Genomic DNA, 17,402 nt, shown 5'->3' on the forward strand with positions numbered 1-17,402 from the left:
ATTATCATTCATTTTCGCAATGAATTGGTATTGATACAGCTCGTTTTCCAAGCATTATCATCTTTTTACATAATAAATACCATTTACATATACAACCATTATATTATAACATACAGACCCAAGCTTTCAACAATGAAGCTAATAATTTGGGGATGAAAATTCTTCTATTTCCTTTAAAACAGCTACAGCTTCGCCTATTTCTTCCTCCACGACATTGTATCTTAAAGCTAGCTCTTTCGAGGAATAATGCAGTCCTTGGTATTCAGAAGCTAAGCTATGATACGCCGCACACCATGTTTCTTCATTATAAGGCTTTAGCTCGAACGGAAAAAGCATAAAAAAATGCCGCTCTATTAAACTTTTGATATGTTCAAATAGAATAGGGTCTTCATGTACTAGCTGCTCTTCAACTATTTTTAGAATGGCCTCCATCTGATTGAATTGTCGATCAGCTTGCATTTTCGACGGATTAATAACTAGCTCTTCCCCAAGCTTTTCGACAATTAATTTTTGGTCGCATTCCTGTTCAATTAACACATTGATGAGCATCGTTTTAAAAAACGGCTGACCTTCTTTTGATTGTAAATAAGCTTTTATCTCATCAATATAAGGGCGAATATTGCGTTCTGCTAACTGTGCAGCAATTTGAATTTGCTCTTGCTGATCACTGATTGATAAAAGGTCTAGCTCCTTTTTATCAGGCTCTTCTTCATAAAAGTCCTCATTATTGATCTCTGGTGAAGTTTCAGCCATTCTTTTGCTGAATTGCAGCATTCGAGTAAAATGATCGAGCTTTTCTAGTGGAATTTCTTTTTCTTCTATTAATACCTCAATTGTAGAAACGATCTCATTGTATTGATGTAACTGAACAAGAATCATTAAATAAAGCTCAATTACTTGAATATAGTCGCCAATTCCCTTTTGGAGCATCGTATTTGCAAATTCCTTTGCCTTTGTTAATTGCCCCGACTCAAAATAGGCAAGGGCTAGTCCAATATGTATATCACTATTTTCTTGTTCTAAACTTAAAGCTTCCTCCAAAAATCCAATGGCCTCACTAAACTTTTTCTGCTGTAAGCTTTCCAGTCCTTTTTCCAGAAGTCTTTTCTCCAGGTCGGGAAAAAGAAGTACTTTGTCATTTAGTTTTTTCCGAGCCCGCTTTTTCATATAGCTCACGCCGCTTCTTTTTTTGAAGTAAGTTTAACATGTTTTTTTCGAAAAAACAAAAGGACTCACAGAATGAACTGCGAATCCTTTGATTTTGTCTAGCTCCAGTGCCTACCCCCTCGAGGTCATAAGCCAAATCCTTTCAAAAGGGAAAAGCACCTTTTGTAAGGACTCGTCTTATGCTTGTCGGGGATGAACACCAAGGAAAGCTCCTAAGCATAATCACCGCAGGAACAATCCGCTCTTTGATTGTTCCGAAGGCGCTTGCGCTTTTCTTTTTTTAAACCGCTTCAGTAGATTTTTCAAATTCAGCAATTTTGTCATCAAGCTGGAGGGTAATTTCGATTTCATCCCAGCCATTCATCAGCATTCTTTTCCAATACTTGTTAATCGGGAAGGTTGTTGAGAAGCCTTTATCGTCTGATATTGTCTCTTGCTCCAGATCAACATTTAGCTCATATGGCTGATTTTTCGCCTGGGCTAGTAAGTATTTTACTTCATCAGCTTTTAATTCAATAGGAAGCATGCCATTTTTTAAGCAGTTTTGATGAAAAATATCTGCGAATGATGGGGCAATAACAGCTTGAAACCCATAATCTAATAGAGCCCAAGGTGCATGTTCCCTTGAGGATCCACAGCCAAAGTTTTCATTGGCAATTAAGATGGAAGCTCCTTGATTTTCTAGTTGATTCAATTCGAATTCAGGATTAGGTTCTCCTTCCTTCGTAAACCGCCAATCATAAAATAAAAATTGACCGAAGCCTGTTTTTTCGATTCTTTTTAAAAATTGCTTCGGTATGATTTGATCTGTATCCACATTTGCACGGTCAAGCGCAACTGCTTTTCCTGTAACTACGTGAAAGCCGCTCATTTGGCATTCCCTCCTTTAAATATTATTAAACTATTTCAGCTGTAATTAATGAACTAACATCGACAAATCTTCCGTAAATAGCAGCCGCCGCTGCCATTATCGGGCTGACTAAATGAGTTCTTGCCCCTGAGCCTTGACGCCCTTCAAAGTTCCTATTTGATGTTGAAGCACAATGCTCCCCGCTCGGCACAATATCATTATTCATGCTTAAACACATACTGCAGCCAGAATCACGCCATTCAAATCCAGCCTGCTTAAAGATAGTATCTAATCCTTCTGACTCCGCTTGTTTCTTCACTTGCTGCGATCCTGGTACAACTAGTGCCCGAACATTTGCATGAACTTTCTTCCCTTTTGCGATACTGGCAGCTTGGCGCAAATCTTCAATTCTTGAATTCGTACATGAGCCAATAAACACATGCTGAATCTCAATATCTTCAATTTTTTGACCTTCTTGCAAGCCCATATATGCCAATGCACGTTCAAGTGATTTCTTTTCAATCTCTGTTTCGCAATCATTCATTGTTGGAATGGTTTCATTTACTTTTGCTGTCATTGCTGGGTTTGTTCCCCAGCTAACCATTGGGGCAACATCACTTGCATCAATGGTAATCACACGATCATACTCTGCATCTGGATCAGATGCTAGTTCACTCCATTTTTCTACAGCAGCTGTAAAGTCCTCGCTCTTTGGTGCATACCTTCTTCCTTCTATATAATTAAAAGTTGTTTCATCCGGGCTCACAAGACCTGCACGTGCGCCTCCTTCAATGGACATATTACAGATTGTCATCCTTTCTTCCATTGTCATTCTTTTAATTGTATCCCCACAGTATTCAATGACATGGCCAGTCCCAAAGTCAAATCCGTACTTGGCAAGAACATATAAAATGACATCCTTTGCAGTCACACCTTTTTTCAATTCGCCATTAATTTCAAGCTTTAATGTCTTTGGCTTTGTTCGCCAAATCGTCTGAGTGGCTAAGACGTGTTCAACCTCGCTTGTTCCAATCCCAAATGCGATCGATCCGAAGGCTCCATGTGTAGATGTATGACTGTCACCGCAAACAATTGTCATTCCAGGCTGCGTCAAGCCAAGCTCTGGTCCAATAACGTGGACAATCCCTTGATCTGGGCTATCAATTCCTGCTAATTGAATATCGAATTCGTGGCAATTCTTTTCTAAAGTAGTCATTTGATTTAAGGCAACATCATCCTTAATTTCATAACGGTTATCTGTTGGAATATTATGATCAACTGTAGCAAACGTTTTATCTGGTCTTCTTACCTTCCGATTCTTCACTCTTAAGCCAGAAAACGCTTGTGGAGAAGTAACTTCATGGACTAGATGAAGGTCAATATACAATAAATCCGGTTTCCCTTCTTCTTGATGGACGATATGCTTTTCCCAAATTTTCTCGATAATGGATTTCCCCATTTTTTTCCTCCTCCTTTAATGTTATCTTTAAAAGAAACACGACCAGTTCTGGTCGTGTCCGCTTTTCTCTGTCTTGCTCTAGCGGCTTATCAAGCCGCTTCCGCTTTTCTATGCATAAGCTCCCATAATATTTAGAATAGCTTCATTATCAAGTAAGGTTGCCTTTACTTGTTCAACCATTTCCGTTGTTGATACTTGATGCTTTCCGAACGCCATAATGTCTCCTGTTCGATAACCTGCTTCAAGTACTTGACTGACTGCTTGCTCAATTGCTTCGGCCTCTTCATTCATGTTAAATGATAGACGTAGCATCATTGCTGCAGAAAGAATGGTTGCTAATGGATTTGCTAAATTTCTGCCTTCAATATCAGGGGCCGAGCCATGGATTGGTTCATATAAGTATGGACCCGCTTCTGAAAGACTTGCTGAAGGCAGCATCCCTAATGATCCCGTTAAGACAGAAGCTTCATCACTTAAAATGTCACCGAATAAATTCTCTGTGACAATGACATCGAATTGTGTCGGCTTTCTGACTAATTGCATTGCAGCATTATCAACTAACATATGCTCAAGCTCAACTTCGGGATAGTCTTTAGCAATCTCCTCGGCTACCTCTCTCCACATTCGGCTAGATTCCAGTACATTCGCCTTATCTACGGAAGTGACTTTGCCCGTCCGGGATTTCGCCAGTTCAAATGCTAGCTTGATCACTCTTTCCATTTCATTTCTTTGATAAAATAATGTATCAACAACTGCATCCCTGCCATTTTGCTGAATCCGTTCACTTGGCTTGCCAAAGTATAGACCGCCTGTCAGCTCCCGGACCATTAACATATCTACATTCTCGATTACTTCTTTCCTTAATGGTGAAGAATCTGCAAGACTTTGAAAATATGTTGTTGGCCGTAAATTTGCATATAAATTTAATTCTTTACGAATTTTTAATAAGCCGCGTTCAGGCCGGAGGTGGACCGGTTGGCTCTCCCACTTCGGTCCGCCAACCGCTCCTAGTAAAACCGCATCGCTTTGTTTACATAGCTCAACTGTTTCATCAGGCAGTGGGGTACCAACCGTATCAATTGCTTCTCCACCAATTTTTCCATATTCAAAATGAAACTGGTGACCGAAGCGCTCTCCAACAGCTTGTAAAACTTCAATTGCTCCTTTTACGACCTCTTTGCCGATTCCATCTCCTGGTAGTACAGCGATACGCTTTTCCATTTTTATCCCTCCGTTTTATTAATTATGCGGTTATCTAGTTGATTAAACAAAATTATCATCTAATGAATAATGACTTATTCCTATTGAGTTAAGCTAAGTTCGCGCCCCATATTCTTCATATAAATGACTCTATTAACTGCATTTAAATAGGCCTTCCCTGAAGCCTCCAGCACATCTTGTGCAAGTCCGCGGCCGCTAGTTTCTACATCCATGTATTTCATTTTTACATAAACTTCTGCTAAAGCATCCCGACCTGCTCCAACTGACTGGATGCGATAATCTAATAGATTAATTGATCCTTCTACGCATTTTTCTAAAGTGTTATAAAGCGCCTCGATACTTCCAGCTCCAGTTCCAGCTTCCTGAATGGTTTCTTGGTTAATGCCGGTTAATGTAACTGTTGCTGTTGGGATTTGATTTGTTCCGTATTGAACTTGGATTTGGTTTAGCTCATAGAAGCTTACTTCTTCTGATAATTTTTTATCTAACACAAGTGCAACTAAATCATAATCAGTCATTTCTTTTTTACGATCAGCCAATTCTTTAAAGGAAACAAATAATTTATTGATTTCCTCCTCAGGAACATTTAGTCCTAATTCATTTAAACGATTTTTAAAGGCATGCCTTCCTGAATGCTTCCCAAGTACTAGTGAATTGGACTGGACGCCAACTAATTCTGGAGAAATGATTTCATAAGTTGTTTTTTCTTTTAGAACACCATCTTGGTGAATACCTGACTCATGTGCGAAAGCATTTTTTCCTACAACTGCTTTGTTCGCCGGAACAACCATTCCTGTCAGCTTGCTTACTAGACTGCTCGTGCGGCTAATTTCTTGTAAATTTAAACGTGTTGAAGCTTGATAGAAATCTTTTCTAATGTGCAAGGCAACAGCAATTTCCTCAAGAGCGGCGTTTCCTGCTCTCTCGCCAATCCCGTTGATTGCACCTTCAACTTGTGTGGCACCATTTTCTACAGCTGCAAGAGAGTTGGCAATAGCCATTCCAAGATCATCGTGACAGTGAGTAGAAAGTGATACTTTATCAATAGAAGGAACATGTTCACGCAAGTATTTAAAAATCATTCCGTACTCTTCAGGAGTTCCGTACCCAACTGTATCTGGCAAGTTAATTACTTGTGCCCCTGCTTGGATTACCTTTTCCACAATTTCAGCTAAAAAAGGAAGCTCTGTTCTTGAAGCATCTTCAGCAGACCATTGAATAATTGGGAACTTCTTAGCTGCATATTTTACAGATTGAACGGCTGTTTCGATAACTTCTTCCTTTGACATCTTCAATTTATATTGACGATGAATTGGTGACGTTGCTAGAAAGGTATGCAGTCTAGGTTCCGCACCATCTTTTAACGCCTCCCACGCAGCGTCAATATCAGATGTGACGCTACGTGCAAGACCAGTTACCGAACAGTTTTTAACCATTTGCGCTATTTTTTGAACTGACGAGAAATCACCTTTAGAAGCAGCTGGGAAGCCTGCCTCAATGATATCAACATTTAATCTTTCCAGCTGTCTCGCAATTTCAAGCTTTTCAGATAAGTTAAGATTAACACCGGCTGATTGTTCTCCGTCTCTCAAAGTGGTATCGAAAATTTTAATTTTTTGCACTGCCAACAACTTCTTTCTTTTTGCCTTGGTTGATGAACGGCATCATTGCTCTTAGCTCTTTACCTACTTTTTCAATTAAATGCTCGTTTTCTCGAGCCTTAATTGCAGTATAAACAGGACGATTTGTTTGGTTTTCAAAGATCCATCCTTGGGCAAATTTTCCTTCTTGAATATCTTTAAGAACAGCCTTCATTTCTTCTTTCACTCTTGCATCAACAATACGAGGACCTGTTACGAAATCTCCCCATTCTGCTGTATCAGAAACTGAATAGCGCATTCCAGCCATTCCGCCTTCATACATTAAGTCTACAATTAGCTTTAACTCGTGTAATGTTTCAAAGTAAGCAAGTTCTGGCTGGTATCCAGCTTCTACTAATGTTTCGAAACCAGCTTTTACAAGTGCAGTTAAACCACCGCAAAGTACTGCTTGCTCTCCGAATAGATCTGTTTCAGTTTCCTCTTTAAATGTCGTTTCTAATGCGCCCGCACGTAACGATCCAATCGCTTTTGCATAAGATAATGCAAGTTCTTTCGCTTCACCTGTTACATCTTGATGGATAGCGAATAATGCTGGTACACCTGCATCTTGCTCGTAAGTTCTTCTTACAAGGTGACCTGGTCCTTTCGGTGCAACAAGGAGCACATCACAGTTTGTAGGTGGTACGATCTGGTTAAAATGCACATTAAATCCATGAGCGAACATGATTGCTTGATTTGTTAAATTAGGTTCAATTTCTTCCTTATATACTTTTGTTTGCTGTTCATCTGGTAAAAGAATCATAACAACATCTGCTTGAGCAGTTGCTTCTCCTACTGAATATACTTGGAATCCGTCTTCTGCTGCTTTATCCCAAGACTTCCCTTTTCTAAGACCAATTACAACTTCAACACCGCTGTCTCTCATATTTTGAGCATGTGCATGACCTTGTGATCCATATCCAATTACTGCTACTTTCTTTCCGTTTAAATATGCTGCATTTGCGTCTCCGTTATAGTACATTTTTGCCATTTGTAATCTCCCTTTCTTCATCTAAAAGTTTATTTTTTATTTTGAATTTTTTATTTAACTTATTGGTTATTATTCTGAATAGAGTATTTCATACTTAAATGATTGAAATTGCTTTTTGTTCTTTTTCTGACCGCTGTGTAGCTCTAGGGAAAGCAGTTGTGCCTGTTCTAGCCAATTCCTTAATCCCGTAAGGTCTAATTAAATCAATAAATGCTTCAATCTTTTCAAATTCGCCAGTGATTTGAATAACAATACTGTCTTTGCCCACATCAACGACGTTTGCGCGAAATGGCTCAATAAGCGAGTAAATTTCGTTCCGTGTTTGCGGCGTCGAGAGCACTTTAATTAAGGCTAATTCTCTTGCAACAATTGCTTGGTCAGTTATATCAATAACTTTGAGAACATCAATTTGCTTGTTTAGTTGTTTCGTAATTTGTTCTGTTTCACGATCACTTTCAACGTGGATCACACAAGTGATTCGAGAAACGCCCTCTTGCTCTGTTAATCCAACAGAGATGCTTTCAATATTAAAATTTCGCTTAGAAAATAAATTTGTAATTCTGTTTAAAACTCCTGGTCGATTTAGTACTGTCATGCTTATTGTTCTTTTCAAGGTTTAGCACCTACCATTTCATGCAATCCTTTTCCTGGTGCGATCATCGGATACACATTTTCATCTGGATCAATTCTAAAATCTAGAAGGACAGGTTCACGATCATTGAGCACTTCATTAAGAATCTTCTCTGCCTCTTCCTCTGAGCTAATCACATATCCTTTAATATCATAAGCATCTGCCAGTTTTACAAAGGAAGGCTGAACGGAAATTTTACTGTGAGAGAAACGAGATTCATAGAAAATTTCTTGCCATTGGCGAACCATCCCTAATGAAGAATTATTGAAAATACAGATTTTAACTGGTAGATTAAACTCCCTTATAATTGCCAGTTCTTGAGTCGACATTTGGAAGCCAGCATCACCAAGAACCGCGACAACACATGCATCTGGATCTGCAAACTGTGCACCAATACTCGCTGGAAGGCCGAAGCCCATTGTTCCTAATCCACCTGAAGTTACCCATTTATCTGCTTGATTAAAACGATAGTATTGAGCTGCCCACATTTGGTGCTGACCGACATCTGTAACGACAATTGCCTTACCATCTGTTTTCTCAAAAAGCATTTGCATTGTTCTTTGAGGCTTTAAGCGATCTGCGTTAACCTCACTATGATAGTATGGATATTCTTCATTCCACTGCTTAATTTGTTCTAGCCATTCTTTATTAGCTGGCGGTTTGCCATTTTGCTGGACGAGCTGTTTTAATGCTTCCTTTGCATCCGCGACAATCGGAATCGCTGTCGGGACGTTTTTGCCAATTTCAGCTGGATCAATATCAATATGGGCAACAGTTGCCTTTGGAGCAAAGTGTTGAAGATTTCCTGTTAATCTATCATCAAACCGAGCACCGAAGTTGATTAATAAATCACATTCACTTAGTCCCATATTCGCTGCATAGCAGCCATGCATACCTGCAAGCCCTACGAAAAGTTCGTGATCTGCTGGGAATCCTCCTAAGCCTAGCAAAGTATGGATTACTGGAATTTGCTGCTGTTCAGCATATTCCTTTAACTCTTGAGAGGCTTTCGCATGCAGCACTCCTGCCCCTGCGAGGATGACCGGTTTCTTTGCACCGCTTACTGCCTCTGTTAGTTTGCGAATTTGTAAATAGTTAGGCTGTAATGTTGGCTGATACCCTGGTAAATGGATTTCTTGCTCTTCTGGATAGTTTGTCACAGATGCTGCAATATCCTTTGGAATATCAATAAGTACCGGTCCAGGTCTTCCACTTGAGGCTATGTAAAACGCCTCTTTTACAATTCGTGGAATATCTTCAATATTGCGAATTTGATAGTTGTATTTTGTTATAGGCGTTGTAATTCCTAGAATATCTGCTTCTTGGAACGCATCGGAACCAATGACACTTGTTGCAACCTGACCTGTAAATACGACGAGTGGCAATGAGTCCATCATGGCATCTGTTAATCCTGTAACAATATTCGTTGCTCCAGGGCCAGATGTTGCGATGACAACCCCTGGCTTACCAGAAATTCTTGCATATCCTTCAGCAGCATGGATTCCGCCTTGTTCATGTCTTGGTAACACATGGAGGATTTTTGAATGATATATTTTGTCGTAAATTGGTAGGACTGCTCCTCCTGGATATCCAAAAATAATTTCTACGTTTTCCTTTTCCAAGGCTTCTAATAACAGATCAGCACCCGTAACTTTTTCAGTCTTCGGTTTTGCTTCTGTGTAAGCAGCTTCCTGCAACATTCTTATTAAACCTCCTCTTTTATTCTAACAAAATCAAAAATAAAAGCCTTTCCATCCCTCATAAACCTACTTATCGCAGGTAAAGGGATGAAAAGGCTTATTAACCTATTCCACGGTACCACCCTAAATTCACGTCGAAACGTGCACTTATGAACAGTGCTTCACTGTTCGTTTTGGTAACGGGTGGGCAACACCCGACCAACTCTACTAGAATAAATCTTTCAAGCTAGTACTCGGAGGTGAGTTCACTTTATGCAGGAATTACCGGCTTTCAGCGAACACCGGCTCTCTGGGAATCCCCAATCATAAAACTACTTATCCTCGTCTTCGTATTTTTCAATATACTAAATTTCACTGCTTTAAACCGTTGAATTTTTTGGTTAAAGAAATGGTAAGAAACGAATGATCATCCCAAAAGTGATATTAACTTTTTATTGGGAGTTTTTTGTTTTCTTGTATTGAGGACTATCTTACGCCGATTTTCTCAAACCGTCAACACCCTATTTGCAAATTATTTGATAATTTAAATTTATCTGATTGGATGTATTCGCTTTCATTGTTGATATACAAATGTTTCAAACTTTAATAAAATTTTTTTATTCTTTTGTGAACAACGAAAAAATAGAGAAGAAAATTTGCAAGTTGGATTATTATTTCGAGGGTTATTAAAAAGGTTTAAAGGGGGGAGACATTGGACTAGACAAATAAAAAACTCACCAATTCGGTGAGTTAATAACGGTAAGATATGTAGTTAAATGGCGTCCCAGGAGAGATTCGAACTCCCGACCGTACGCTTAGAAGGCGTATGCTCTATCCAGCTGAGCTACTGGGACAATTTTTTTATTAATATTATCAAGGACAAGTTTCATTATATTAGGTTAAGAGTAAAAAGTCAACACAAAAAAAGAAATATTTATTAAGTCAGGGGAAAATTAATTTCCCCTGTTTAGTATATTCCTTTTTAGCAATTAGGGAAGCAAAAACTCCTGGGCTAAGTGACTAATCTCTCCCAGTTTTAAATCATATACACGAAGTTTGATATTATTTTTTTCAATATCTAAAACGACATATGTTTTCTCTTTTCTCCCTCTCGGCAGTCTGATGCTTCCTGGATTGATGAATAATATACCGTCTATCACTTCTGCACCAAGGCTGTGAGAATGTCCAAAGCAAACAATCTTGGCACCAAGTTCCTTTGCCCGATAGCTCAAATTCATTAAGGTGGACTTAACTGAATAGCGATGCCCATGTGTAATAAACACTTTATAACCATTTGCGTCTTCAAGCAGCTCTTCTGAAAAATCCATGTCAAAATCACAATTTCCCCGTACAGTAGAGAAGCCTTCTAAACAAGGATGATCAGCCGCTAGTTCAGAATCTCCGCAATGAATAAGCATACCTGCTTCTACTGCATGCTTATTTTTAATTTCTGTGAGCTCATTGGTCAAACCATGACTATCGCTTACAATTAAAACTTTCATGCATTTTTTTCCCCATCTAAAAGGGAAGGAAGCATACTTTCTAATTTTTTTAGCGCTTGTGCGCGATGGCTAAGCTTAGCCTTTTCCTCAGGTTGCAATTCCGCCATTGCCTTTCCTTTTTCTGTAACAAAGAATATTGGATCATAGCCAAAGCCATGAGTTCCTCTTTTTTCCCGCAAAATGACGCCTTCAACCGTACCTGAAACAGTGAAGGTTTCCTGCTCAGGAGCTGCTACCGCCAAGGCGCAATAAAACCTTGCTTGACGGTCCTTATCTTGTACATCATTTAATTCTTCCAACACCTTAATCATATTGGCTTCATCGTTTTTAGCCTCTCCAGCATAACGGGCAGAGTAAATGCCTGGACGGCCATTAAGAGCATCGATAGAAAGGCCTGAATCGTCGGCAATTACGATTCGATTTAATACCTTTGAGATACCTTCTGCTTTTAAAATTGCATTTTCCTCAAAAATGCTCCCAGTTTCTTCAATATCCTCAAGGTCTGGAAAATCAAGCAAAGTTTTGACTTCATAGCCAAGCGGCCTGAACATACGTTCAAACTCTCTCGCTTTTCCTGCATTTTTCGTAGCAATAATCACTTCTTGCATCCTATACCTTCCTCTCTACACTTTCTTTTCTAGCATTAATTTTATTTGTTATGTCCTCTCCTAATGCTTCCTTCTGCATCTCAAAAAGGGAGACAATTCCGTCTTGGGCAGCTTTTAAAAGCTCCTGCAATTCATTGTAGGAAAATGTCGCTTCCTCGCCAGTTCCTTGTAATTCGACAAAATCTCCATTCCCAATCATGACAACATTCATATCAACTAAAGCTTTCGAGTCTTCAATATAATTTAAATCAACAACAACTTGTTTATTTTCGAGAATGCCTACACTTGTCGCAGCTAAGAAATCTTTAATTGGATAGCTAGAAAACTTCTTAGTTTTGGTAAGCTTATCTAATGCAAGTGCCATTGCAACGAAAGCACCTGTAATAGACGCTGTTCTCGTCCCTCCGTCAGCTTGGATAACATCACAATCAAGCCAAATCGTTCTTTCACCAATCGCTTCAAGATCAACGACTGCACGGAGAGCTCGTCCAATCAATCGCTGAATTTCCATCGTCCGTCCTGAGATCTTTCCTTTGGCAGCTTCGCGAATATTTCTTTGCTCTGTTGCCCTTGGCAGCATGGAATATTCAGCTGTAATCCATCCTTTTCCTCCCCCGCGCATAAATGGGGGCACCCGCTCATCAATACTTGCCGTACAAATAACTTTCGTATCCCCAACACTAATTAATACGGATCCTTCAGGATGCTTTAAATAGTTTGTTTCAATATGTATAGGTCTTAATTGCAATTGTTCACGTCCATCAGCACGCATAGAATCAAATCCTCCCTTAATAAAAAAAACGAAAAGCGGAAGCGCCTTGGCAGAGGAACTTCGACTAAAAACTGCCACGTCCTGTGGCAAACGTCGAAGTCAGCACATCCTGTGCAAGTCCGACAAGCATAAGGCAGTCTGGCGGGAAGTTTGAACTTTACCTTCTCGACAGAATGACTTATGACCTCGAGGTCGACAAAACCGCGACGTCCTCCCAAAAGCTACACTTTTGGTCGTGCGATGTGTCGCTGTCGAAGTCTTCCTTGTCCTGTCGCATTGTCGACACTAGTACGTCCTGTACGTCGGGGCTAGGCGCTGGAGCTAGACAATAAAGAAGAGGAGGCAATAATCGCCACCCCTTTCATTGTCCTTATATAGTATATCAAAAATATTTTTTTAAAAACTACCTGTATTGACTTTTTCAGGACGCGTTACAGGTTCTGTCATTTTTTCTCCTTTTTCATTGACAACATCCGACTTTCCATTCACTGTAATCGCGACACTTTCAATTCCCGTCTGTTCAGTTAATGACAGAACGAGTGCATCCAACAAATGTTTAGAAATAGTTCTCTCTTCAAAATTACTATATACGCCTTCATTAAAATTAAGTGTCACTTTCCCATTTTCAATTTTAGGATCGTCCAAAAGCTTGACGTTTATGAAATCACTATCTAAATTCGAAGCATAACTTGGCCCTTTTACAAGCTCATTAACGGCTGCCTTTATATTATTATTCTCTTTATTGGAAACCCTTTTTGTTACAGGGACATAGTAATAAGAGTCTTCATTTCCGCCAATATAATAGACTGTCAAAGACTTCGTATTACGAATATCAAGGACATCGGTCGTGTCCAAGTTAATTCCATTTGCTCTGCTATAAGTATTGCCAATTGGAGTTTCGTTCACTGGCATAGCAGTTAGTTCATGACCGTTCAGTTTAAATTTCACTTTATCTACTGATTCAAATTGAGTGAGTGTCCACGTAACTGCCTCTAGAATCTTTAGTTCATCTTCTTTTTGATATTCCTTAAATTCTTTCGAAAAATTCACGGTTGCGACCTTATCTTTAATATCAACAGATAATTTTGTATCGGCAGGCAGTACTCCCATGAATCCATTTGGCAACATACCTTCAACTAGTCCATCTTTGACTAAGTATTCTAAAGCCTGTTTTGCAACAGAATTTGTTTTTGGAAGGGCGAGTGTTTGCGGGACCACTAATCCATCCTTATTAAGTAAATAAAGCTCTGTTTGAACTGTGCCAGTAGCGGCTTCCTCTTTTCCTACCGTTTCTGCATCCGTATCTGATTGACCTTCAATAACAGCTTGTTCTTCTTCATAGGCAACTGATTTTGGCGGATCAATCTGTTCCTTTCCGCCACCGCCAAATAATCCGCATCCTGATAATAGCACTGATGAGACAAAGACAGCTGAGACGACCGATGCTTTTTTATTTATAGACATATAATCCCTCCAAAGACAGTTTGTACTACATGTATACGAGCCTGTTTGTAATTTAGACCGTCTCGGAGAAAAAAAATTTAGCTTTTTTAGTTGTGTTTTTCAAAAGAAAAGCTTTGTTTAACGGGTCTGTTGATTTCCTCAGGCGGTCGTGAAGCCTCCTCATCACTAACGTTCCTGCAGGATATCCCCTGATGCGCTTTTCCCGCAGGACATTGAATAAACATCCGTGAAATAACACCAAAAATGCGTATGCATTTTGAGGATCTCGCGCCTTCCGCTCCAATCAACAAATGCAAAAATCAACATCCTGCTTTAACACAGCCAAAAGAAATATATTCAGAGGTTCACACTATACCATTCTTCACCAGAACCGCTTTAATGGTAAAATAGTCAATTTTCGGATCAACTTCATCTTTAATTGGTTTTAATTTTTCCGCTCCAACTTTATCAGCAGCCGCCAAAACATCTTCTTCTGTTTGTTCATTGAAAATCTCAGCCCAATTAATTTCGTTTCCTTCCGCTACCGCACGGAAAATATGATTTTGAATGGTGATTGGTGAGAAATTACGCTTTTTGGCAATTTCATTAATTGCTATTCCATCCATATAAAGCTGATACGAAAGCAAATAGCTTGGAGCATCATTGTTCTCGTTTTGTGCAATATGCTTTTCTAATTGGGGGACTGGCTCTATTTTAATATCGTGATTGGCTGCAAACTTCTTAATTTCCTCGATGAAATATTCACCATATCTATCGAACTTTACTTGGCCAACTCCCTTTATTCTTAACATGCTTTCACGAGTTGTCGGATAGTAGCTACTCATTTCCTTTAAGGTCGTATCTGCAAACACTGCATATGGAGGAACTCGATCCTTGTCAGCTAATTGTTTTCTTAATGCGCGAAGAGCCAAAAATAATTCGCTATTTTCCTCTGCCTCTTTCATTGGCGCTAAAGCTGCCTTTTTCATAAAAACATTATCTTTTTGCTTCAAGACAGGAATAGCCCTTTCGGCAAGCATGACAATTGGATATTTACTGTCTGTTAAAGTCAAGTACCCTTCAGCTAATAAATAATTAATCATATCGACGATTTCTTTTTCTTTATATCGCTTCAGAAGCCCATATGTAGATAGCTTGTCAAACTGAAATTCACGAATTCTTTTATTTTGCGATCCCTTTAACACTTGAGCTGTTAATGTGACACCGAAGCGCTCTCCCATCCTTTTAATACAGGAAAAAATCATTAAAGCTTCTTCAGTTATTTCGACTTGTTCCCGTTCATCTATGCAATTGCTACATTTTCCACAAGCTGCACCAGAATAATGAGCATCAAAATACTCGACAATATAAGCCTGCAGGCATTTCTCGGTATGGCAGTAATGGACCATTTGCTTTAATTTATTATATTCCTGCTCCCTTTTTTGAAAATCAAGGTTTGATTCCTCGATTAGGAATTTTTGCAGTTGAATATCTTGGGGTGAAAATAATAAATAACAGGAGCTTTCCTCTCCATCCCTTCCGGCACGGCCCGCTTCTTGATAGTAAGCCTCGATATTACGAGGAAGGTTATAGTGGATAACGAAACGCACATTGGATTTATCAATCCCCATCCCAAATGCATTTGTCGCAATCATAATTTCCGCTTCATCGAAGACAAATTTATTTTGCGCATCCTTACGTTCTCCTTCATTCATGCCAGCATGGTATTTAGCAACAGAGTGATTCTGCCCTTTTAAATAGTTATATAGCTGATCTGTTTCTTTCCGGCTAGATGTAAAAATAATCCCGGATTCATTTGGGTGATCGTTAATACATTGAATGATAAATTCTCTTTTATTGACACCCTTTTCTACATGAAAAGCAAGATTTTCTCTCACAAAACCAGTAATAAAACTATTGGATTCGTCGATATTTAAGAGATTACGAATATCATTAGCGACATCCTCTGTTGCGGTTGCCGTAAGTGCAGCAATTACTGGTTGGTGATTGAGCTTGCTTAAATTCGTCACAATCGACCTGTAGCTTGGTCTGAAATCATGTCCCCATTGGGAAATACAATGAGCTTCATCGAATACGAGCATTGATATTTGCAGAGAATTTAACAAGTCGATAAAGCTATCAGATTCAAAGCGTTCTGGGGCAACATATATTAATTTATAATTGCCAGCGAGAATTCCGGCTACTCTTTCCCTATATTCCTCGGAATTAAGCGAGCTGTTAATATATGTGGCAGGGATCTCTGCCGTTATTAATGCATCTACTTGATCTTTCATAAGGGAAATTAAAGGAGAGATAACAATAGCTGTTCCTGGGAGTATAAGTGCGGGTATTTGGAAACAGAGGGATTTCCCTCCACCAGTCGGAAGGATGCCTAGCGCATTTTTTTGCTGTAATAACTGTTGGATGATTTCCTTCTGTCCTGAACGAAAGGAAGAGTATCCAAAATATTGCCTTAAACAAATTTCAGCCTGTTCAAACAATTCCATCACCTATTTCTACTATATTTGCCTTTATTTTATCATGTTAACTGAAGACTGGGAATGAATTGTAGATATTTGTAGAACTAACTAAGGAGGTGCCCCAGGGAATAAAATAAAAAACCTCCCGAAAAGGAGGAATTTTATAGAGCGATTTTTTTAACATTTTTAATTGGTACGTCTAGCCACTTTGAAGCAATTCTTGTAAATATATCAGCAGAGCCAGTCGTGAAAAATTGGTGATCAGGCTCTTTTGAAGAACCATTTAATAATCGATAGTGATAAAGTATCGTACTTGCTTCACGTGCGGTTTCATCGCCTGAGCTAATAATGCTGACTTGGTCGTTTACTGCCTTTTTAACTAAGGGCTCTAACAGCGGATAATGGGTACAGCCTAAAATAAGGGTATCCATACCTTTATCTTTAAAAGGCTTCAAAGTCTCAACAACAACCTTCTCAGCTAAAGTCCCTTCGTATTCCCCACTTTCTACAAGTGGAACAAATTTCGGGCAGGCAAGACTATGAATCTCAAGATGGCTATTAATTTGCTGTAATGCTTTTTCATAGGCACCGCTTTTTATTGTACCTTCCGTGCCGATGACGCCAATTGAATTGTTTTTTGTTTTTTTTATTGCGGCTCGTGCTCCTGGTGAGATCACACCAATGACAGGGATTGGCAGCTGATTGCGAATTTCGTCTAATGCAACGGCAGTCGCTGTGTTACAGGCGATGATAAGCATTTTTATTTCCTTACTTAAAAGAAATCTAGAAATCTCCCATGTAAATGCCTTTACTTCATCCCCAGGTCTCGGACCATACGGACAACGAGCTGTATCGCCTAAATAAATGATTTTTTCTTTCGGGAGCTGTCTCATGACTTCCTTTGCAACGGTAAGTCCACCGACACCCGAGTCGATAATACCGATCGGATTTTCCAAGTA

Annotated in this window: 14 protein-coding genes, 1 tRNA gene and 1 other annotated feature; all 15 genes read right to left on the reverse strand. The window is 39.3% G+C overall.

The window, feature by feature from the left end; all coding sequences use genetic code 11:
* Window positions 1-138: 138 nt before the first annotated feature.
* Window positions 139-1,167 carry a tetratricopeptide repeat protein gene (locus F7731_RS04130; RefSeq protein WP_151533487.1) on the reverse strand — a complete coding sequence of 343 codons (1,029 nt, stop codon included), beginning with the start codon at window positions 1,165-1,167 and terminating at the stop codon, window positions 139-141.
* Between the two features lie 280 nt (window positions 1,168-1,447).
* Window positions 1,448-2,038 carry a 3-isopropylmalate dehydratase small subunit gene (leuD, locus tag F7731_RS04135; protein WP_151533488.1) on the reverse strand — a complete coding sequence of 197 codons (591 nt, stop codon included), beginning with the start codon at window positions 2,036-2,038 and terminating at the stop codon, window positions 1,448-1,450.
* Between the two features lie 25 nt (window positions 2,039-2,063).
* Entirely contained in the window at window positions 2,064-3,476 is a 1,413-nt protein-coding gene (gene leuC, locus F7731_RS04140; RefSeq protein ID WP_151533489.1) for a 3-isopropylmalate dehydratase large subunit, read from the reverse strand.
* Window positions 3,477-3,584: 108 nt separating this feature from the next.
* On the reverse strand, window positions 3,585-4,697 hold the full coding sequence (gene leuB, locus F7731_RS04145) for a 3-isopropylmalate dehydrogenase (RefSeq protein ID WP_151533490.1): 1,113 nt from the start codon (window positions 4,695-4,697) through the stop codon (window positions 3,585-3,587).
* A gap of 80 nt (window positions 4,698-4,777) precedes the next feature.
* Entirely contained in the window at window positions 4,778-6,319 is a 1,542-nt protein-coding gene (locus F7731_RS04150) for a 2-isopropylmalate synthase (protein WP_151533491.1), read from the reverse strand.
* Window positions 6,306-7,328 carry a ketol-acid reductoisomerase gene (gene ilvC / locus F7731_RS04155; protein WP_151533492.1) on the reverse strand — a complete coding sequence of 341 codons (1,023 nt, stop codon included), beginning with the start codon at window positions 7,326-7,328 and terminating at the stop codon, window positions 6,306-6,308. The genes F7731_RS04150 and ilvC overlap by 14 nt, the downstream gene beginning before the upstream one ends.
* 94 nt (window positions 7,329-7,422) lie before the next feature.
* Window positions 7,423-7,941, reverse strand: a complete 519-nt coding sequence (ilvN, locus tag F7731_RS04160; protein ID WP_151533493.1) for an acetolactate synthase small subunit — start codon at window positions 7,939-7,941, stop codon at window positions 7,423-7,425.
* Window positions 7,938-9,659 carry an acetolactate synthase large subunit gene (gene ilvB, locus F7731_RS04165; RefSeq protein ID WP_151533494.1) on the reverse strand — a complete coding sequence of 574 codons (1,722 nt, stop codon included), beginning with the start codon at window positions 9,657-9,659 and terminating at the stop codon, window positions 7,938-7,940. The genes ilvN and ilvB overlap by 4 nt, the downstream gene beginning before the upstream one ends.
* 80 nt (window positions 9,660-9,739) lie before the next feature.
* Window positions 9,740-9,996: a binding site (T-box leader), on the reverse strand.
* Window positions 9,997-10,415: 419 nt separating this feature from the next.
* A tRNA-Arg gene (locus tag F7731_RS04170) sits at window positions 10,416-10,492 on the reverse strand.
* A gap of 135 nt (window positions 10,493-10,627) precedes the next feature.
* On the reverse strand, window positions 10,628-11,140 hold the full coding sequence (locus F7731_RS04175; protein WP_151533495.1) for a metallophosphoesterase family protein: 513 nt from the start codon (window positions 11,138-11,140) through the stop codon (window positions 10,628-10,630).
* Entirely contained in the window at window positions 11,137-11,748 is a 612-nt protein-coding gene (locus F7731_RS04180) for an XTP/dITP diphosphatase (protein ID WP_151533496.1), read from the reverse strand. The genes F7731_RS04175 and F7731_RS04180 overlap by 4 nt, the downstream gene beginning before the upstream one ends.
* Window position 11,749: 1 nt before the next feature.
* Entirely contained in the window at window positions 11,750-12,520 is a 771-nt protein-coding gene (gene rph, locus F7731_RS04185) for a ribonuclease PH (protein WP_151533497.1), read from the reverse strand.
* A gap of 396 nt (window positions 12,521-12,916) precedes the next feature.
* The gene (locus F7731_RS04190; protein ID WP_151533498.1) at window positions 12,917-13,984 is read right to left on the reverse strand and encodes a GerMN domain-containing protein; all 1,068 of its coding nucleotides are present in this window, start codon (window positions 13,982-13,984) and stop codon (window positions 12,917-12,919) included.
* Window positions 13,985-14,328: 344 nt separating this feature from the next.
* Window positions 14,329-16,470 (reverse strand): DNA helicase RecQ, encoded by a 2,142-nt coding sequence (gene recQ, locus F7731_RS04195; protein WP_212031142.1) that lies wholly within the window; start codon window positions 16,468-16,470, stop codon window positions 14,329-14,331.
* A 134-nt stretch (window positions 16,471-16,604) separates the two neighbouring features.
* A complete protein-coding gene (gene racE, locus F7731_RS04200) occupies window positions 16,605-17,399 on the reverse strand; it encodes a glutamate racemase (protein WP_151533499.1) in 795 nt (264 codons plus the stop codon).
* Window positions 17,400-17,402: the final 3 nt, after the last annotated feature.

Source organism: Cytobacillus depressus (assembly GCF_008923245.1).
GTDB lineage: Bacteria > Bacillota > Bacilli > Bacillales > Cytobacillaceae > Cytobacillus > Cytobacillus depressus.